A 17,856-nucleotide genomic window follows, 5' to 3' on the forward strand; every position below is an offset into this window, starting at 1 on the left:
ATGTCATTCCCGCAGAAGCGGGAAGGCATTGTTGCGTGGACCGATAAAACCCACTGTGTCACCCCGTGGCTTGACACCGAACAGGTTTTTCGGTCCACGCAGGCAATGCCATGCGGGAATGACATAAGTCATGCAACAGCACTAATAACCCAAGGTAAAAGTAATGTTTGAAAAATATATTATGTATTTAAAGAATCGTATATTCTTTCAATTTATTATATATTTCTTCTTTATTTCCTTAACTATTTGGATAATAAAAAATTTCCAGCAAGAATGCAGTAAATCTATTCTTGATAAACAAGTTTCACAAGAAAATCTAACAGAGGAAGTTTTAAAGCTTTATTCTGTCATTAACTCTAAAGAAGAAATATTAGAATCTTACAAAAAATATGTAGATTTAAGCGTTCCAAGTAATGTAAGTTGCTTAAATTATCAAGAACTAATTCCTAAAATAAAAAGTTTAAGCAATAAATATGATTTAGTAGAACCTATAGACGTATCTATAAGTTCAGTATTTTTTAAAAATAATGTTCAGGCGATTGAAGGAGGAGAAGGTGAATCGATTCATGTAAATAATTATAGCATAAATATAAAATATGCATGTGCAGATTTTTTGACTTTTTTAAAAATATTCTCTGAAATTTATTCTTATATGCCTCCTAATACTCTTATATCTTTTGTACGAGTGCGTAATGAAGAAGTGTTAACGCCTAAGAATATATATAAACTTTCAGTGAATCATGCTCCTAATCTTATTTATGCTAAATTGATATTATATATCAGAGAATTAGCCTCAAAATAAATTAATAAAATGAATAATGCAATAGTACTTAATAACATAAATACTAATTTATTTAAAAAAGATATTGTTAATAATTTTGTCAATAATCTTACGAAATCTACTTGCTCTACTATTGCAAATATGCTTGCTATAGATTATACGCTAAGGCTTAATTCTAAACCGGAAGCTGAAAAATATATTAATAAATGTATTTCTAGACTCAAAAATTATTTAGGTATGCGGGTTATTAACGATGATAATTTTTCCGTAGCATTAGAGTTATTTGCAATAATGATTACTTCTGAAGACGAAAATGAGCAAAATAAGAATAATATTTTAGAGCAATCACAAGATATAATAGCAGAAAATCTTGTAGAAGTTTATTTTGGAGATGAAAAAATAAATAGTACCGAAAAAGAAAAAATTAAAAATATATTTAAAACTCTTTTAAAAGAGAAGAATTTTGACAAAATAATAAATTATGCGGAATCTCATAAAAAATTATTTAAGGCTTCTGTAATGTATGCAATGAAGAAATATAATAATATTGATGAAGCAACAATTTATATAAAGAAAGAATTTAATAAAATATTAGAAATGTCTTTAGCATTTACACAAAAAAGTAATATATTTAAACAAGCAACCGGAAAAATCGCTGGTGCTGTTTGTGCTTTATTAGTCGGAGCAATTAGTGTTGCGACTGCGGGAGCGGCTTTTTCTATCATAGTTGTACCGGCATCGATTTTTGCAGTCAGATATGCACCTGAACTTGGTGAAAAAATTGGAGGATTAATTTTAAATAATGATAATGCAATAAAACTAGAACAAAGCAATATAGATAAGTTTATGAAAACATTACAAAATGATAAAGAAAGTCTTCTCTCTCAAGAAAAAACAAAAAACATCAAACAAAATATTAAAGTTTCTCCTTCTCAAATAAATTCTAAATTAACTAAGAAAGTGGTTAATGAAAAACATAGATAGGGTATCGTAATTGCGAGTGACTGTAGATGTGTTGCCCGTATGATTAGAAAAACCTACTCGATGTCATTCCCGCGAGGCATTGGCGTTATTGCATGGATAGTTTTTTTCGTCATTGCGAGGAAAAACTGTAAGTTTTGACGAAGCAATCCAGTTAAAAATGCTAAAAATTAGCATTTTTTTAATTATTTTTACTGGATTGCCGTGCGGTCTTCGACCGCTCGCAATGACGAGGTGGTATCCATGCAACAACGTCCCGCTTTCGCGGTAATGACATAAATGAGCCGTACAATGAAGCTATAAAGCTATTTTTACTTGAGAATATAAAATATTCCTCTTATTATCTTTTTTAAAATCAATAAAATAACTTAATGAGAAAAGTAGTAATATCCGGCATGATCGGCAACGCTTTAGAATGGTATGATTATGCATTATATGCTCAATTTGCTTATATTATAGGGCAGCATTTTTTTCCGGATTCAGAAATGCGAGAGACTTTAACTTTTGCGGTATTTGCTGCAGGCTTTATAGTACGACCGCTCGGCGGTATTATTTTCGGTAATATCGGTGATAGATTCGGCAGACGTACTGCTTTAGTAATGGGTATTATAACTATGGCAATACCGACTGCCGGGATAGGTCTCTTACCAGGCTATAAAACTATAGGTATTGCCGCTCCTATTATTATAACTGTTATCAGACTCATACAAGGTTTTTCTTTAGGAGGGGAGTTTAGTGGTTGTATTTCGTATATTGTAGAACATGCTTCGTTCGAGCAGCGAGGACTTGCGGGGAGTAGTTTATTCGTTAGTATGTGCGGCGGTATGCTGCTTGGACTTGCTACAGCAGCCGGTTTTTCTTATTTTATGCCCGCCGATATGCTATTTGAATGGGGTTGGAGAATACCTTTTATTGCCGGTTTATTTATTAGCTCTGTAGGTTTATATATTAGAAAAAACCTAGCAGAAAGTCCTATTTATAAAAAAGCTAAGGAAACAGGGCGTTTAGCACGTTTTCCTTTACGAGAAACATTAACAAAATACCCAAAAGAACTAATTATCGCACTTGGTCTTTATATTACCGTAACTGCTCCTTTTTATACTTCTACGGTTTTTATCGGTAATTTTATGCAAACGCTTGGTTATACTAGTCAGCAAAGCACAATTGTTAGTAGTATAATATTAATCGTAATGATGATAGTATTTCCTATATCTGCGTATGTTTCGGATAAAGTGGGGCGGCGTCCTGTACTAATATGGGGGATTATCTTGTTAATTTTATCAGTCTATCCTATTTTTCTAGCCTTAGGATCAATGAACTTTACTTTAGCTATAATATCTCAAGTAATATTTGCTGGAATTATCGCTATTTATATGGGACCTATCCCAACGGTTTTAGTAGAGATATTTCCAACTAGCATAAGATTTACCGGTGTTGCACTTTCATACAACCTTGCAGCTGCTATATTTGGCGGTACTGCTCCAATGTTAGCAATGATATTAACGAAAGTTACCGGAGACAATTATGCTATTGCATATTATTTAATTGCACTTGCTTTGTTATCTTCTATAATCCTAAAATCCTATAAAGAGACATATAAAAAGAATTTGGTCAGCTAATCATGAGTGAAATTTTTGAAGTACCGGATGGTGAAAGTAAGGTTTTACTCCATTGTTGTTGTGCTCCGTGCGTTGGTCCTTTAATGGAGAAAATGATCGATACCGGTATTAAGTTTACGCTTTTTTTCTATAATCCTAATATTCATCCTAAAAAAGAATATGAGCTTCGTAAGAATGAAAATATTAAGTTTGCCGAGAAGCATAATATAGAATTTATCGACGCAGATTATGATCCGCAAAATTGGTTTAGGCGTGCTAAAGGGATGGAGTTTGAGCCTGAGAGAGGTAAACGCTGCACAATGTGTTTTGATATGCGTTTCGAGCGTACGGCTTTATATGCTTATGAAAACGGTTTTAAGGTTATAACTAGTTCGCTTGGTATTTCTAGATGGAAAGATATGAACCAAATTAATGAATCAGGGATTAGAGCCGCATCTCATTATGAGGGGATAACATATTGGACTTATAATTGGCGTAAAGACGGTGGTGCTAGTAGGATGTATGAAATCGCCAAAGAAGAGAATTTTTATAAACAAGAATTTTGCGGCTGTGTTTATTCTTTCCGTGATACTAACGATTGGCGTGTAGCAAACAATCGCCCTAAGATCGAGATCGGCAAGGAGTATTATTAGAGTTGCAGGCTGTATATGTTGTTTTCGCTACTCTCTATGTCATTCCCGCGTGGACCGATAAATGCTCTTTATGTCATTCCCGCGAAAGCGGGAATCCAGTAAAAACCTATAAAAAACTTGTTTTTTTAGGTTTATTTTGTCAATATTAAGATTATTTTTTATGGATTCCTGCTTTCGCAGGAATGACATATAGCACTAAGCCTTTCCAGCTAATAATAATATTTGAAATTGAAATTATGAAAGATTCAGAACAAGATATTAATAAAAACGATATAAAAACCCTTTCATCCAAAGAGATAGAGGATAAGAAACCTACAAAACTTAGTTTCATGGAGTATTTAATCAGTATGCCTAAATGTAATGAATTAGATATTCAAAGAGCAAAAGGAAAAGCTAGAGAATTTGAGTTCTAATATATAAATTCTTATGAAAAAACTATCATTTCAACAAATTATACTAGCCTTGCAAAATTACTGGCAGGATTACGGCTGTGCAATCTTGCAGCCTTACGATGCACATGTCGGAGCCGGTACGTTTCACCCTGCAACGGTACTTAGATGTCTTGGCTCAAAACCTTGGTCAGTAGCTTATGTACAGCCATCGAGAAGACCAGGCGATAGCAGATACGGCATGCACCCTAACAGAATGCAACATTACTATCAGTTTCAGGTTATCTTAAAGCCATCGCCGGATAATATTCAAGAGCTATATCTTAAAAGCTTAGAATGTTTAGGCATAGATTTAAAAACGCATGATATTCGTTTTGTTGAAGATGATTGGAAGTCGCCGACGCTCGGGGCTTGGGGGCTTGGTTGGGAGGTATGGTGTGACGGTATGGAAGTATCCCAATTTACTTATATGCAGCAAATCGGCGGTATTGAATGCCGTCCCGTTGCCGGTGAAATCACTTATGGGCTTGAGCGGCTTGCATTATATATTCAAGGTGTCGATGAAGTAAAGGAACTTGATTGGAATGGGCAGGTAGGAGAAAAAGCTTTAAAATACGGGGAAGTTGATTTTGAGGCTGAACGACAATACTCAAAATATAATTTAGAGCTTGCAGATAGTGAGATGTTAGTACGACATTTTAAAGATAGCGAAGAACAATGTGAGCGGTTAGTAAAAGAAAATGTACCACATGTTGCTTATTATGAATGTACAAAAGCAAGCGATGCCTTTAATCGATTAGATGCACTTGGGGTAATTAGCGTTACTGAGCGTGCCTCTTATATTTTAAGAGTACGGCACTTAGCTAAAATTTGTTGTATGAAATGGTTGGAGTTAAGCGGTGAGTGAATTATTATTAGAGCTATTTAGTGAAGAAATACCTGCATTCATGCAAAAAAATGCTGAAGAGGGTTATTTAAACATATTCACGAAAATTTTTGAAGAAAACGAAATATTTGCAAAAGTACAACTATTTGCAGGACCTCGTAGGATAACATTGTATGCTACCCACTTACCGAAAGTAACTCTGCCGAAAGAAACGGAAATTAAAGGACCGAGCATAGATGCTCCGGAAGCTGCAATTAATGGATTTTGTAAAGCTCATAACGTTAGTAAATTAGAGCTTTCTACTAAATTAATTAATAATCAGCTATATTATTTCTTTGTTAAAAAAACAGAAGAAAGAGAGATAAAAGAAATTTTGCCGGAGATTATTATAGAAGCTATTAATAAATATAGCTGGGCAAAATCGATGTTTTGGGGTGATTATAATATAAAGTGGGTTAGACCACTGCGTAACATTTTATGCATATTTGACGGTGAAATATTACCGCTGCAATTTGGGCATTTAACCGCTAATAATATTACGTACGGGCATCGCTTAACTGATAATAAAAAATTAGAAGTAACAGATTTTGAGGATTACAAAAATAAGCTTTCAGAAAATCACGTTATTTTAGAAAGAACAAAGAGAGAAGAAATAATTAAAACAGGTTTATTGGAACTGGCAAATTCTCATAATCTAAACATAAAAGAAGATAATCGTCTAATTGAAGAAGTAGCAGGGCTTAGTGAATTTCCTGTTGTGCTACTTGGAAAAATCCCACAAAAATTCTTAGAGCTACCTAAAGAAGTACTTATTTCTTCGATGCGTACACATCAAAAATATTTCTGTCTATTCGATAAAGAAGGAAATTTCGCACAATATTTTCTGTTTGTAAGTAATGGCAGATTTATAGATGCCGACCTCGTTATTAAAGGTAATGAAAAAGTACTATCTGCACGTCTTTCGGATGCTTTATATTTTTATAAACAAGATATAGCTAAAACTTTAGAATCAAGATTAGGTAAATTAGACGCTGTAACGTTTCATGCAAAACTTGGTAATTTAAGAGAAAAAATTGATCGTATAATTAAAATTTGCAAGCATATAGCTCCAAATAATAAAGATTTAATCACGGCAGCAAAACTTTGTAAAAGCGATCTCGTTTCTGAAATGGTTGGGGAGTTTCCTGATTTACAAGGTATTATGGGCTATTATTATGCAAAACATGAGGGATTAGGCGAAGAAGTAGCCGCTGCAATCAAAGATCATTATAAACCGCAAGGTTTGAGCGATAATGTACCAAGTGGAAATGCAGCACTGCTTGCTTTAGCCGATAAGGTGGATAGTTTAGCTGGTCTAATGATAGTGGGTGAAGCCCCAACAGGTTCAGGCGATCCATATGCCTTAAGACGTCAAGCTCTTGGCATAATAAGAATAATACTTGAAAATAAATTAGAGCTAAATTTAAATGATTTAATTAGTTTTTCTATAAACTTATATAGAGATTCTTCTCATAAAAATAAGGATTTAATAATATCTTTCTTTGAAGAAAGAGCAAAATTTTATTTTAAAAATGACTATGATATTGCGTTAATTAATGCTGTTCTTGATTTAAGAATGGAAGATGAGTTGGTTAGTATAAGTCTAAAACTTAATGTCTTACAAAAATTTTTAGCAGAAGACGCAGGCAAACAATTATTAAATGCTTACAAACGAGCTAGCAATATAATCGGTGATCAGAAAATTATCGGCTTAGTTGATACAAGTCTCTTTAGTACACAACCTGAAAAAGAATTATTTGAAGTAATCCAAAAAATTTCGCCGCAAATTATAGATAGTATAGCTGATAAAGATTATAAGAAAGCTTTAAATTTACTATCATCGCTATTAGTTCCTACTACTAGCTTTTTTGATAATGTACTCGTTAATGATCCTGATCCAAAAATTGCAGAGAATCGTTTATCGTTATTACAAAATATTTGTGAATTATTTGATAAAATAGCTAAGTTTAACCGCTTATGATTGAAACTTTCCTATGTCATTCCTGTGTTAGGGGTTGCATGGCTCTTAAAAAAGCATTCTATGTCCATTCCCACGGAAGCGGGAATCCAGTCACTAAAAAGTATAAAAACACTAAATTTTTAAAATTAAAAGCTCAAATAATTTCGCTTTTTTCTGGATTCCCGCTTCCGCGGGAATGGACATAGAGAAGCAGATATATAACAAAACCAAAATAACTAAATTAATGTTCAGTAAAGCAGTTCAATTTATAAAATCAGGCAAGGTAGTTGTTTTTCCAACCGAAACAGTTTATGGAATCGGAGCGGATGCTACTAATAATGAAGCTTGTTTAAAGATTTTTCAATTTAAAAATCGCCCTGCTATTAATCCGCTTATTGTGCATGTCTCCTCCATAGAGCAAGCAAAGGAAATAGGAAAGTTTAATGATTTAGCTACAAAAATAGCAGAAAAATTTTGGCCTGGACCTTTATCTATAGTTGTCCCTTTAAAAGAGAATGCAAATGTTAGACCTCTTCGGAAACTCGCTTATAGGGAGGAATTTGAAGGAGACACGGAACGCAGCACCGCAACGTATATAGACATACGTGAGGATGCGAGTACCGGATCGACGTACAAATTACCCCTAGAAGTAGAGTTTCCGAAGAGGTCTATTGCTCCTAGTGTAACGGCAGGACTTAATACAATAGCGATTCGGATACCGTCTTATCCGCTAGCATTAGAACTTATCAGACAATCAGGCGTACCTATAGCCGCACCAAGTGCCAACCCTTCAAACTATATTAGTCCGACTAACGCCGAGCATGTTACAAAACATTTTTCAGAAAACGCAGAAATTTTTATTTTAGCACCTGAAATTTATCAATCTGAATATGGGCTAGAGTCAACGATAATCGATACAACAACTGTTACTCCTACTATTCTTAGAGAAGGGTTTATAACTGCTGAAGTTTTAGAAGAAGTACTTGGGGTAAAAGTTTTAAAAGCATCAAAGACAAGTAATATAAAAGCTCCGGGAATGCTTGCTAAACACTATTCACCGAATATGCCTATTAGATTAAATGCTACAAATTTGGGGGATAGAGAAATTGGATTAAATTTTGGCAATATTAATCTTACGGGGAAATTTTCATTAAATTTAAGTGCCAAAGGTGAACTTATAGAAGCTGCTGCAAATCTTTATGCTTATTTAAGAATACTTGACGATTATGCGGCAGTTCATGATGTAAGCGGTATAGCAGTTAGCCCCATACCCTCGGTAAATATAGGGGCTGCAATTAATGATCGCCTAAAACGTGCCGCAAAATCATAAATTTCGGCGTTCTATTCTCCCTAATAGCTTTTTGATGATATTTGGTAATTATATAATTATCATGCGGCTTTAAATAATCATCTTTATTCATAATTTCAAAATTACCATTCTGCTCTATTAGCTCTATTGCTTCATAAAAATAATTTTCGATATCGGAAGCAAATACTAAATTACCGTTATCTTTTAGTTTATCCTGTAAAATCTTAAGCCGTTCTTTATTGAAAATACGTTTCTTTTTTTGCTTATTTTTTATCCATGGATCAGGAAATAAAATATAAATTCCATCTAAACTGTTACTTGGTATCTCATTTAATATTAAATCCAAATTATTAGGAAATAATAAAAAATTCGTGATATAGTCAAATGATTTGAATTCACTGAACGAGTCACTCGTCGCTCTCCTATTAGTTATAGACTTCGCTCCTTGCTCCTTGTAATTAAATCCAACTGATTTGACTACATTCTGCTCGCCGGCAAGTTTTAAAACATTTGCAACGCCGTTTAAATATACCTCTACCCCAATAAAAAGTGCATCAGGATTCATTTTGGCTTGGTTAATGAAATGCTCGCCCATACCAAAACCTATTTCTAAAAAGATTTTACGTTTTTCATCAATAAGTTTTTCTTTGGAAAATAAATATTTCGGTAGTTCGTTATCTAATAAATTCTGTTGCAGCCCTGATAAGTTTTTTCCGATACGCCTTGCGTATGACCGAGTTAAGTTAATAGGAGAAAATAATATTACCCTACTGTGACCTTGTAGGTCTTTATAAACATTTTCAATATTATAACCACAATCTAAGAAAATTTGAGTTATTGCTTCTTCCTGTTTAAACCCTATCTCTAATGCCAACTTACCGTTTGGTTTTAAGAATTTTTTTGTATTTTCAGCGATTAAACGGTAAGCTTGTAAACCGTCTTCTTCAGCAAATAAAGCTATAGACGGTTCATAATTGATTGTTTCAATTGCCATCTCTGATTTTTCACTATGAGATATGTATGGTGGGTTGCTAACGATAAAATCAAACTTCTGATCCTCAATATTCTCAAACCAATTACTGTGAATAACCTGAATTCGATCCATCACGTGATATTTTAGAGCATTATTTCTAGCAACTTCTATTGCATCAAGACTGATATCAGTAGCAATTACATTAGCATTGGGTAGTTCGCATAATAGGCTGATAGCAATGCAACCGCTACCTGTACCGAGTTCGAGTATGCTAAAGAGTTTGTCATTGCAGGTTTCTCTTATGTCATCCCCGCGAAAGCGGGGATCCAGTCGCTTTTTTTTTGGATTCCTGCCTACGCGGGAATGACATTGAGACACAACATCAACCAAAACTTCAGTATCGTTTCTTGGAATTAATACATGTTTATTAACAATAAATTCACGTGAGTAAAATTCTTTAACGCCTGTAATATACGCTATAGGTTCATGCTTTAATCTTCTCTCTAACAGTTTTTCAAAAGCTTCTATTTCAGCTTCATTTAACTGCTCATCAAGATTAATAAGCAAATATTCAATAGGTTTATTTATAACATACCGTAGTAAGATTCGTGCTTCTAATTGCGGTGAATTGATGCCTATTTTATTTAATTTATCTGTTGCTTTACTCAAGACTTGTTTTATAGAATATTGCACGGAACAGGTCCAACTCCTATAACTTCTAATATTGCTTTATATATTGTTTGCATAATGATAGGACTGCAAGTAGTTAGAGGCCCTAGGATTAAGCGTTTATTATCTATGCTACGTATTTGGTCTATTAAAAGATCTGAATCTCTTTCTAATTTATTATGAGCTTTAATACGAATTCGTAAAGGAAAAGCATCATCTATTAAATTAGTTGTTAAAGGGATGATTAAAGTAGATGGGTGATTTGCATCTAATAATACTTGATCTTGAATAATCAATACAGGTCTTGTTTTACCAAGCTCACTACCAACTCTAGGATTTAAATCGGCAAGCCAAATTTCTCCGAGATTAATTTTCAGGGTCATGCTCTATATTAGAAAATTCGGAATTTATTTTCATGCTTTCTTTTCTTGTTCGCATACTAATTGCAAATAATTTTTCTTTCCTTTCTTGCTCATATAGGCTTTTATTCATAGTTTCAATAGATCTTCTAATATACTGACTACGTGAAATATGAAGTTTTTTAGCCCTTTTAGCTACTTCCTCGGCTAAATCATCGGGTAATCTTACAGTAAGTGCAGACATAACTCTTAAGTATTACAATTATAAACACATAGTGTAATTATAATTGTAATACAATTTATGTCAAGTTCTCATTTTCTACCTAGATTTTTCATCTCTAAAATATCTTCTATACTATCCAAAGGAGCTTGTTTCTTAAGTTCAATGAATTTGTGTAATGCATCGGTGGCTATAATTTCTTCCATATCCCTTGGCAACTCACAAGAAAATTCCATAATTTCATTACTAGTCGGATGAGTAAAGCTTAAATACCAAGAATGCAGGGCTTGGCGTTTAAAATCGATTAATTTTGCTTTTAGTTCAGGAGAAGAATGAGCAATTTTTCGGTCGTTATTGCCGTAAGTTTGGTCGCCAACTACCGAATGCTTTAAATGGCTTAGCTGTACCCTAATTTGATGAGTCCTACCCGTGCTAAGCTTGCATTCTACCATGCTAATAGTACCCTTGTGAAACAATTCTAGAGTTTTATAATGTGTTACGGCTTCTTTACCACCATATTTTAATATGGTCATTTTTTGGCGGTCTACTCTACTGCGACCGATATTATTCTTAATGACTCCTTCTAGCGGATTAATTACTCCCCAAACTAACGCTTTATATTTCCGTATTACCTGCCTTTGCTCTATCTGATTTGCAAGTAGCATATGTGCTTTATTATTTTTAGCAGCTACCATTAAGCCCGTAGTATCTTTATCCAAACGATGCACTATCCCGGGTCTTTCTGCTGAACCTATATCCGATAAATTTTTCGTATGGTGAAGTAGTGCATTAACAAGAGTATCATCATGATGCCCTGCTCCCGGGTGTATCGTCATACCTGCAGCTTTGTTAATTACTATCAAATCATCATCTTCGTAAACTATATCAAGTTCTATATTTGTTGCCGTAATTTTTAGCTCTTCAGGTTCTTTAAAAGAAAATAATATAATATCATTCTCCTTGACCAAAACATCAGGATCAGAAATAATTACATCATTAACTAGTACTTGCGAATCTTTAATAGCTTTTTGGATTTGGTTTCTAGAAACATTTTCAAGAAGTTGTGACAAGGCTTTGTCGAGTCTTATATTATTTAGTTCGTGTGGTACGGAATATTTTAACATATTTTATTTTAAGATAATGAGTAATACGCTTAAATGGTTAAGTGCAATCGGTGTTGAATATTACTGCTCTGAGCATCCGCCGAAATTAAAAGTGAGTAATAATATCAAGCCACAAGTAAAACCTATGTCTACAAAAGAAACTGCATTCAATATGAATGATAAAGTTCATGATAATATAACCCTAGCAAGATCTCTTGCCGATAAAGCTAATAATATCGAAGAACTAAAAGAATCTCTACTAAATTTTAATGGTTGTGAACTTAAGAAATTTGCTACTAATACGGTTTTCGGTGATGGTAATTTGGAAGCTAAAATTATGTTAATAGGCGAAGCTCCCGGAAGTACTGAGGATTTGAAAGGAATACCTTTTTGCGGCGAAAGTGGCAATTTACTTGATAATATGCTGCACGCTATCGGAATTTCACGGAAAAATAACGCTTATATTACTAATACGGTATTTTGGCGTCCTCCTGCTAATAGACAGCCAACACTCGAAGAAGTCGATATTTGTAGACCGTTTGTCGAGAAACATATTGCTCTTATTAACCCGAAGCTAATTATTCTAGTCGGTAGCACGGCTGCAACTAGCTTACTTGGAAAAAATTCGGGTATTACTAAAATTAGACAAGAATATTATTTTTATACCAATAAATATCTATCCGCTCCTATCCAAACTACGGCAATTTTCCATCCTGCTTATTTACTTCGCCAACCTATGCAAAAACGCACCTCTTGGTATGATTTACTAAAGATTAAGGAGTATCTCATGAATAATAAACTCATTGCATAACTTGTACATTAATCTAGTACTCACAGCTTTACGTACTTTTCAAAATAATTTTCTACTGGACAATTAGTCGTATTTATGCGACAACATAATTATCTCTAGGTTCTGTGAAAGAAAATTAAATTATTTGTATTTTTAGATATTTTTAAGCGAAAATTAATAAGATTTTTGCAGTAATAGTTGTTCTTATTTCAAAAAAATCTTATAATTTGCAGCAAAAAAGAACAAAAATATATTAAATTAATTTTCCTTCACAGAACCTAGTTAAGCTTAATATGCAAAAAACTAAACAAATACAATTTTTTATAACAGCAAACGGTAAATCTTATATTAAAGATTGGTTAGAAAAATTAGATATTAGGACGCATAGTAGAATTCTTAATAGATTAGTTCGGTTAGAATATGGAATTTATGGTGATTACAAACAGATAAAAGGAAGACTATATGAGCTTAGGTTTTTCTTTGGCAAAGGTTATAGAATATATTTTACTGAAAAAGATAATAAAATTATTCTACTATTAAATGCAGGTAATAAAGATACGCAAAGCAAAGATATTGAAAAAGCTTTAGAAATAATAGAAGAAGTTTATAAACGAAATTGAGGACGTTATATGGAAAAGTTTACAGATTATTTAAAAGAAAAATTGCAAAATGAGAAAATATTAGCAGAGTATATTAATGAAGCATTAGAGCAATATTTCGTGGATCATAATAAAGAGCTATTTTTGGCTACTTTAAAAGAAGCCATTATAGCAAGGGGAGGTATAGCAAAGATCTCTAAAGAAGCTCATATAAATAGACAACATATATATAAAATGTTATCTAGCAAAGGTAATCCAAGTTTCGACAATATAGGATCTTTATTAAACGCTTTAGGCTTGCAGTTGAAAATAGAAGCATGTGCGTTTTAAACGAATTTATAATTAATTTCCGGAGAAAAAGCGTTACAAGATATTCGTGATTTTTGTAAAGAGTAGTTAAACTCCAATGTCTAATTATAATTTTTCATTAATCTTGTAAGCTGAGCAAGATATCAAAGAAAATTTTTAAATCCTCATAAATAATAATTCGTTTCTAATTTCATTAAATTAGGGTTATACTTACTGATGTATAAAAATAAGGTATATCCATATGACCAATGAAAATAATAATGATTCAGAATTTGCCGAATTAAAAATCAGAGGAAAAATATTTAAATTACCTATACTTAAAGCAAGTATTGGTGAGGATGTAATCGATATAAGCAGGATATCTTCGGAAGCCGATTGTTTTACTTATGACCCGGGCTTTATGTCTACTGCTTCTTGTCAGTCTACTATCACTTATATAGACGGTGATAAAGGAATCTTGCGACATCGAGGATATGACATTAAAGATTTAGCCGAGAAAAGTGATTTTTTAGAAGTGGCATATTTGCTAATCTATGGAGAATTACCAAGCATCGAGCAGTATAATAATTTCACTAAACAGGTTGCTTATCATTCATTAGTGAATGAAAGATTACACTATTTATTTCAAACCTTTTGTAGCTCTTCTCATCCTATGGCTATTATGCTTGCGGCCGTTGGTTCTCTTTCGGCATTTTATCCTGATTTACTGAATTTTAAAGAAGCAGACTACGAACTTACCGCTATTAGAATGATTGCTAAGATACCAACTATCGCCGCAATGTCTTATAAATATTCTATAGGACAACCGTTTATTTATCCTGATAATTCGTTAGATTTTACTGAAAATTTTCTGCATATGATGTTTGCAACGCCTTGTACAAAATATAAAGTAAATCCAATAATAAAAAATGCTCTTAATAAAATATTTATTCTGCATGCTGACCACGAGCAGAACGCTTCTACTTCAACAGTCCGAATTACCGGTTCATCCGGGGCTAACCCTTTTGCTTGCGTAAGTACAGGGATTGCCTCACTTTGGGGGCCTGCTCACGGCGGGGCTAATGAAGCGGTAATAAATATGCTTAAAGAAATCGGTAGTTCTGAAAATATTCCTAAATATATAGCTAAAGCTAAGGATAAAAATGATCCATTTAGGTTGATGGGTTTCGGTCATCGTGTATATAAAAACTACGATCCCCGTGCCGCAGTACTTAAAGAAACCTGCAAAGAAGTATTAAAGGAACTCGGACAGCTAGAAAACAACCCACTCCTGCAAATAGCAATAGAACTTGAAGCTATCGCTCTTAAAGATGAATATTTTATTGAGAGAAAATTATATCCAAATGTTGATTTTTATTCAGGTATTATCTATAAAGCTATGGGTATACCGTCGCAAATGTTCACGGTACTTTTTGCAATAGCAAGAACCGTAGGCTGGATGGCACAATGGAAAGAAATGCACGAAGACCCTGAACAAAAAATCAGCAGACCTAGACAGCTTTACACCGGTTATGTACATAGAGAGTATAAGGGTATCGGGGAGAGGTAAAACCCGCTGTGTCATACCGTGGCTTGACCACGGTATCTAGAAAAGCAGTTCAAGGTGTACATTTTTTGATATTTTTACTGGATACCGTGGTCAAGCCACGGTATGACACAGAGGTACATAATGAATTTTATTGATGAAGTTAAAATATATATAAAAGGTGGAAACGGCGGCAATGGTTGCGTTAGTTTCCATCGTGAGAAATTTATTGACAGAGGCGGACCGGACGGTGGTGACGGTGGACGTGGCGGTAGTGTTATTTTCAGGAGTAATCACCATCTTAATACGCTAGTAAATTATCGATATAAACAGCATTTTACCGCAGAAAACGGCGAAAACGGTAAAGGTTCAAATAGAAGCGGTAAATCAGGAAAATCGTTAGTTCTTGATGTTCCCATCGGTACTCAAATCTTTTCCGAGGACGGCAATATATTATTGTATGACTTCACTGAGGATGACCAAAGCTTTGAAATGATTAAAGGAGGAAGCGGCGGTCTTGGCAACAGTCATTTCAAAACGTCGGTTAATCAAGCTCCAAGAAAGCGTACGGAAGGCGAAATTGCTGAAGAAATGTGGATTCATTTAAGCTTAAAACTCCTCTCTGATGTTGGGCTTGTGGGTCTTCCAAATGCCGGTAAATCTACTTTTTTATCGGTTGTAACGGCAGCCAAGCCTAAAATTGCCGATTATCCCTTTACTACTTTAGTGCCGAATCTTGGAGTGGTGTATGTTGATGATGAAGAGTTTGTTATAGCCGATATTCCTGGCTTAATTGAGGGAGCTCATCAAGGTCACGGACTTGGCGATAAATTCTTAAAGCATATAGAAAGATGTAATGTATTAATACATTTAATAGACGGCTCTAGTAATGATGTAGTGGCAGATTATAATACAGTACGTCTTGAGCTTGAATCATATTCCGATTATCTAAAAAATAAAATCGAAATCATATGTCTTAATAAATGTGATGTTCTTACCGATGAGGAAATACAAGAAAAAATAAATAAGTTGCAAAAAGCTACTAATAAAGAAGTTTTTTCTATCTCTACCTACACTAATCTAGGGGTAAATAAAATAGTTAAACTAGCTTTAAAGACTATAAAAAATCAGGAGTAATATATTGCCGGAGCTAAGAAAGACGGGTATTGCCCGCGTGGATACCGATGTCATTCCTGTGAAAGCAGGAATCCAAAAAAAAGTATAAATACAGCAAATTTTTAAAATTAAAAGCTCGATTTATCTCGCTTTATGTTGGATTCCCGCCTACGCTGGAATGACATCAATGACAATTAATAAACTTTAAATCAAAGTAATACGTTGCTCTTTTGCCTCTAGATATTTCTCTAGCTCTTCCTTAGTATATTTCTTTTCTTTAAGCTTTATTTCGTTATTAAATATATATTGTACAGCTTTATCTTCTAAGGCAGGACCTTTAAGTCCTTCAATTGCTCTAGGATTATTTTTATAAAAATCAAATATCATATTTTCCTGCCCAGGAAAATTACGTGCTTGTTGCATAATAACTTTTCTTAAATCATCAGGCTCTAATTGCAAATTTTTAGATTTTGCGTATTCAGCAAGTAATAAGCCTATTTGCACACGGCGTAGGGCTAATTTATTATAATATTCTGTTATTTCTTTAGGGGATTTATCTTTTAATAATGATTCATCTTGGTCATTTTTATCGGTTTCGGACTTTAGAATATTTTTTTCTTGCTCTAATAAAGATTCCGGTACGTCAAAATCTAACAATTTTTCTAACTTATCAAATAAGTTCATTTTCATTATAGTATTAATAGCTTCTTCCGATTCGTTTTCTATTTGTTTAGCAAAATGTGTACGCAATTCTTCAAGGCTATTACTTTGGAATTTTTTAGCAAACTCCTCATCAATAACGGTAGGTTCTGCATTATGTACTGCTTTAATTTGTACTGCAAAACGAGCATCTTTACCTGCTAAATCTTTAGCATGGTAATTTTCAGGAAAAGTAACATTAACATCTACTTCACTACCTGTTTTAGAACCTATTAATTGTTTCTCAAAACCTGGAATAAGTGCATTACTACCTATTACTACCTTAAAATCATTTAATTTACCGCCTTCAAAAGCTTCATCCTTGATGTACCCGATTGCATCAATAGTAACCTGATCTCCGTCTTTTATTTTTGCTTTACTTTCTTTAGTATAGCTTTTTGTTAATGCGGCAAGTTTTTCTAGTTGTTCTTCAACATCTTTAGAGTTTACTTCTAATTTTGGACGATCTAGTGAGATTTTCTTTAAATCCGGAATAGTAATTTTAGGTAATAGCTCTATTTTTACGGTAAATTCTAAAGCTTTATCGGGTTCGTTTTGCAATTCTTCAATTTTGGGTCTACCGATTATATTTAGATTATGTTCTTTAATAACGTGATTTACCGAATGGTTAATTCTTCTTTCTATTATATCATTCCTGACGGAAGTACCGTATTTTTTCTTAACAATTGAAACCGGTACTTTACCGGCTCTAAAACCTGCTATTTTAACTTTTTTGGTTAAATCAAGCAATTCTTTTTGAATATCGTCATCTATCTCACTTAAAGGAGTAGAGATTCTTGCATGAAAATCCAATCCTTCGTTTTTTAATACGGTAATTCCCATTTTAATAATCCATTAATTCTGTACATAGTTTGCTAACCAAAATAAACTAATGAGC

22 protein-coding genes and 2 pseudogenes are annotated in these 17,856 nt (G+C 33.5%); 17 read left to right on the plus strand and 7 right to left on the minus strand.

Going from position 1 to position 17,856, the window contains the following annotated elements:
- The 3 genes from AC5587_RS00225 to AC5587_RS00235 are packed head-to-tail and all read left to right on the plus strand — an operon-like array spanning nt 1 to nt 1,765.
- Nucleotides 1-171: a hypothetical protein gene (locus AC5587_RS00225; RefSeq protein ID WP_499162467.1), complete on the plus strand. Its 171-nt coding sequence runs from the start codon at nt 1-3 to the stop codon at nt 169-171.
- Nucleotides 164-802: a hypothetical protein gene (locus AC5587_RS00230; RefSeq protein ID WP_499162468.1), complete on the plus strand. Its 639-nt coding sequence runs from the start codon at nt 164-166 to the stop codon at nt 800-802. The genes AC5587_RS00225 and AC5587_RS00230 overlap by 8 nt, the downstream gene beginning before the upstream one ends.
- Before the next feature lie 9 nt (nt 803-811).
- A complete protein-coding gene (locus AC5587_RS00235; protein ID WP_499162469.1) occupies nt 812-1,765 on the plus strand; it encodes an RP853 family protein in 954 nt (317 codons plus the stop codon).
- Between the two features lie 63 nt (nt 1,766-1,828).
- On the opposite strand, the gene AC5587_RS00240 is transcribed toward AC5587_RS00235, so the two are convergent.
- A complete protein-coding gene (locus AC5587_RS00240; protein ID WP_499162470.1) occupies nt 1,829-2,014 on the minus strand; it encodes a hypothetical protein in 186 nt (61 codons plus the stop codon).
- Between the two features lie 119 nt (nt 2,015-2,133).
- Between AC5587_RS00240 and AC5587_RS00245 the strand changes: the two genes are divergently transcribed.
- The gene (locus AC5587_RS00245; protein WP_499162471.1) at nt 2,134-3,381 is read left to right on the plus strand and encodes a metabolite/H+ symporter; all 1,248 of its coding nucleotides are present in this window, start codon (nt 2,134-2,136) and stop codon (nt 3,379-3,381) included.
- A gap of 2 nt (nt 3,382-3,383) precedes the next feature.
- The gene (locus AC5587_RS00250; RefSeq protein ID WP_485440767.1) at nt 3,384-4,013 is read left to right on the plus strand and encodes an epoxyqueuosine reductase QueH; all 630 of its coding nucleotides are present in this window, start codon (nt 3,384-3,386) and stop codon (nt 4,011-4,013) included.
- A 39-nt stretch (nt 4,014-4,052) separates the two neighbouring features.
- Here the strand turns inward: AC5587_RS00250 and AC5587_RS00255 are convergent, their stop codons facing one another.
- Complete coding sequence (locus AC5587_RS00255; protein ID WP_410526861.1) at nt 4,053-4,202, minus strand: hypothetical protein; 150 nt, start codon at nt 4,200-4,202, stop codon at nt 4,053-4,055.
- Here AC5587_RS00255 and AC5587_RS00260 point away from each other — a divergent pair.
- The 6 genes and pseudogenes from AC5587_RS00260 to AC5587_RS00285 all read left to right on the plus strand — a co-directional run.
- Nucleotides 4,196-4,426 (plus strand): type II toxin-antitoxin system Phd/YefM family antitoxin, encoded by a 231-nt coding sequence (locus tag AC5587_RS00260; protein WP_499162472.1) that lies wholly within the window; start codon nt 4,196-4,198, stop codon nt 4,424-4,426. The two genes, AC5587_RS00255 and AC5587_RS00260, sit on opposite strands and share 7 nt — an antisense overlap.
- Nucleotides 4,427-4,439: 13 nt before the next feature.
- Nucleotides 4,440-5,309 carry a glycine--tRNA ligase subunit alpha gene (locus AC5587_RS00265; protein WP_499162473.1) on the plus strand — a complete coding sequence of 290 codons (870 nt, stop codon included), beginning with the start codon at nt 4,440-4,442 and terminating at the stop codon, nt 5,307-5,309.
- On the plus strand, nt 5,302-7,308 hold the full coding sequence (gene glyS, locus AC5587_RS00270; RefSeq protein WP_499162474.1) for a glycine--tRNA ligase subunit beta: 2,007 nt from the start codon (nt 5,302-5,304) through the stop codon (nt 7,306-7,308). Before AC5587_RS00265 ends, glyS begins: the two co-directional genes overlap by 8 nt.
- A complete protein-coding gene (locus AC5587_RS00275) occupies nt 7,305-7,493 on the plus strand; it encodes a hypothetical protein (protein WP_499162475.1) in 189 nt (62 codons plus the stop codon). The genes glyS and AC5587_RS00275 overlap by 4 nt, the downstream gene beginning before the upstream one ends.
- A gap of 38 nt (nt 7,494-7,531) precedes the next feature.
- Nucleotides 7,532-7,810 (plus strand): annotated as a pseudogene (locus tag AC5587_RS00280) (L-threonylcarbamoyladenylate synthase); the annotation flags it as partial.
- A 147-nt stretch (nt 7,811-7,957) separates the two neighbouring features.
- Nucleotides 7,958-8,617, plus strand: a pseudogene (locus AC5587_RS00285) (L-threonylcarbamoyladenylate synthase); the annotation flags it as partial.
- Here AC5587_RS00285 and trmB read toward each other — a convergent pair.
- From trmB to AC5587_RS00305, 4 genes are all read right to left on the minus strand, one after another.
- Nucleotides 8,583-10,262, minus strand: coding sequence for a bifunctional peptide chain release factor N(5)-glutamine methyltransferase PrmC/tRNA (guanosine(46)-N7)-methyltransferase TrmB (trmB, locus tag AC5587_RS00290; RefSeq protein ID WP_499162476.1), 1,680 nt, complete (start codon nt 10,260-10,262; stop codon nt 8,583-8,585). The pseudogene AC5587_RS00285 and the gene trmB sit on opposite strands and share 35 nt — an antisense overlap.
- Entirely contained in the window at nt 10,247-10,621 is a 375-nt protein-coding gene (locus AC5587_RS00295) for a type II toxin-antitoxin system PemK/MazF family toxin (RefSeq protein ID WP_499162477.1), read from the minus strand. Before AC5587_RS00295 ends, trmB begins: the two co-directional genes overlap by 16 nt.
- Complete coding sequence (locus tag AC5587_RS00300; RefSeq protein ID WP_202069476.1) at nt 10,605-10,841, minus strand: ribbon-helix-helix domain-containing protein; 237 nt, start codon at nt 10,839-10,841, stop codon at nt 10,605-10,607. Before AC5587_RS00300 ends, AC5587_RS00295 begins: the two co-directional genes overlap by 17 nt.
- A 68-nt stretch (nt 10,842-10,909) precedes the next feature.
- A complete protein-coding gene (locus AC5587_RS00305) occupies nt 10,910-11,941 on the minus strand; it encodes an RluA family pseudouridine synthase (RefSeq protein ID WP_499162478.1) in 1,032 nt (343 codons plus the stop codon).
- Nucleotides 11,942-11,957: 16 nt separating this feature from the next.
- Between AC5587_RS00305 and AC5587_RS00310 the strand changes: the two genes are divergently transcribed.
- The 6 genes from AC5587_RS00310 to obgE all read left to right on the plus strand — a co-directional run bounded on the left by AC5587_RS00310 (nt 11,958) and on the right by obgE (nt 16,280).
- Nucleotides 11,958-12,731 carry a uracil-DNA glycosylase family protein gene (locus tag AC5587_RS00310; RefSeq protein ID WP_499162479.1) on the plus strand — a complete coding sequence of 258 codons (774 nt, stop codon included), beginning with the start codon at nt 11,958-11,960 and terminating at the stop codon, nt 12,729-12,731.
- A gap of 272 nt (nt 12,732-13,003) precedes the next feature.
- Nucleotides 13,004-13,330 carry a type II toxin-antitoxin system RelE/ParE family toxin gene (locus AC5587_RS00315; protein ID WP_410526851.1) on the plus strand — a complete coding sequence of 109 codons (327 nt, stop codon included), beginning with the start codon at nt 13,004-13,006 and terminating at the stop codon, nt 13,328-13,330.
- Between the two features lie 9 nt (nt 13,331-13,339).
- Nucleotides 13,340-13,639, plus strand: a complete 300-nt coding sequence (locus AC5587_RS00320) for a helix-turn-helix domain-containing transcriptional regulator (RefSeq protein ID WP_499162480.1) — start codon at nt 13,340-13,342, stop codon at nt 13,637-13,639.
- Nucleotides 13,640-13,859: 220 nt separating this feature from the next.
- Nucleotides 13,860-15,167, plus strand: coding sequence for a citrate synthase (locus tag AC5587_RS00325; protein ID WP_499162481.1), 1,308 nt, complete (start codon nt 13,860-13,862; stop codon nt 15,165-15,167).
- A gap of 8 nt (nt 15,168-15,175) precedes the next feature.
- Complete coding sequence (locus AC5587_RS00330) at nt 15,176-15,301, plus strand: palindromic element RPE4 domain-containing protein (protein WP_410526848.1); 126 nt, start codon at nt 15,176-15,178, stop codon at nt 15,299-15,301.
- Nucleotides 15,288-16,280, plus strand: coding sequence for a GTPase ObgE (gene obgE / locus AC5587_RS00335; RefSeq protein WP_499162483.1), 993 nt, complete (start codon nt 15,288-15,290; stop codon nt 16,278-16,280). Before AC5587_RS00330 ends, obgE begins: the two co-directional genes overlap by 14 nt.
- Nucleotides 16,281-16,463: 183 nt before the next feature.
- On the opposite strand, the gene tig is transcribed toward obgE, so the two are convergent.
- The gene (gene tig, locus AC5587_RS00340) at nt 16,464-17,801 is read right to left on the minus strand and encodes a trigger factor (RefSeq protein WP_499162485.1); all 1,338 of its coding nucleotides are present in this window, start codon (nt 17,799-17,801) and stop codon (nt 16,464-16,466) included.
- Nucleotides 17,802-17,856: the final 55 nt, after the last annotated feature.

The organism is Rickettsia endosymbiont of Hedychridium roseum, from assembly GCF_964028255.1.
GTDB classification, from domain to species: Bacteria; Pseudomonadota; Alphaproteobacteria; order Rickettsiales; family Rickettsiaceae; genus Rickettsia; species Rickettsia asembonensis.

Coding starts and splice junctions, on each gene's coding strand:
- AC5587_RS00225 (WP_499162467.1), top strand. CDS start 1: ATGTCATTCCCGCAGAAGCGGGAAGGCATTGTTGCGTGGACCGATAAA.
- AC5587_RS00230 (WP_499162468.1), top strand. CDS start 164: ATGTTTGAAAAATATATTATGTATTTAAAGAATCGTATATTCTTTCAA.
- AC5587_RS00235 (WP_499162469.1), top strand. CDS start 812: ATGAATAATGCAATAGTACTTAATAACATAAATACTAATTTATTTAAA.
- AC5587_RS00245 (WP_499162471.1), top strand. CDS start 2,134: ATGAGAAAAGTAGTAATATCCGGCATGATCGGCAACGCTTTAGAATGG.
- AC5587_RS00250 (WP_485440767.1), top strand. CDS start 3,384: ATGAGTGAAATTTTTGAAGTACCGGATGGTGAAAGTAAGGTTTTACTC.
- AC5587_RS00260 (WP_499162472.1), top strand. CDS start 4,196: ATGACATATAGCACTAAGCCTTTCCAGCTAATAATAATATTTGAAATT.
- AC5587_RS00255 (WP_410526861.1), bottom strand. CDS start 4,202: ATGTCATTCCTGCGAAAGCAGGAATCCATAAAAAATAATCTTAATATT.
- AC5587_RS00265 (WP_499162473.1), top strand. CDS start 4,440: ATGAAAAAACTATCATTTCAACAAATTATACTAGCCTTGCAAAATTAC.
- AC5587_RS00275 (WP_499162475.1), top strand. CDS start 7,305: ATGATTGAAACTTTCCTATGTCATTCCTGTGTTAGGGGTTGCATGGCT.
- AC5587_RS00295 (WP_499162477.1), bottom strand. CDS start 10,621: ATGACCCTGAAAATTAATCTCGGAGAAATTTGGCTTGCCGATTTAAAT.
- AC5587_RS00300 (WP_202069476.1), bottom strand. CDS start 10,841: ATGTCTGCACTTACTGTAAGATTACCCGATGATTTAGCCGAGGAAGTA.
- AC5587_RS00305 (WP_499162478.1), bottom strand. CDS start 11,941: ATGTTAAAATATTCCGTACCACACGAACTAAATAATATAAGACTCGAC.
- AC5587_RS00310 (WP_499162479.1), top strand. CDS start 11,958: ATGAGTAATACGCTTAAATGGTTAAGTGCAATCGGTGTTGAATATTAC.
- AC5587_RS00315 (WP_410526851.1), top strand. CDS start 13,004: ATGCAAAAAACTAAACAAATACAATTTTTTATAACAGCAAACGGTAAA.
- AC5587_RS00320 (WP_499162480.1), top strand. CDS start 13,340: ATGGAAAAGTTTACAGATTATTTAAAAGAAAAATTGCAAAATGAGAAA.
- AC5587_RS00325 (WP_499162481.1), top strand. CDS start 13,860: ATGACCAATGAAAATAATAATGATTCAGAATTTGCCGAATTAAAAATC.
- obgE (WP_499162483.1), top strand. CDS start 15,288: ATGAATTTTATTGATGAAGTTAAAATATATATAAAAGGTGGAAACGGC.
- tig (WP_499162485.1), bottom strand. CDS start 17,801: ATGGGAATTACCGTATTAAAAAACGAAGGATTGGATTTTCATGCAAGA.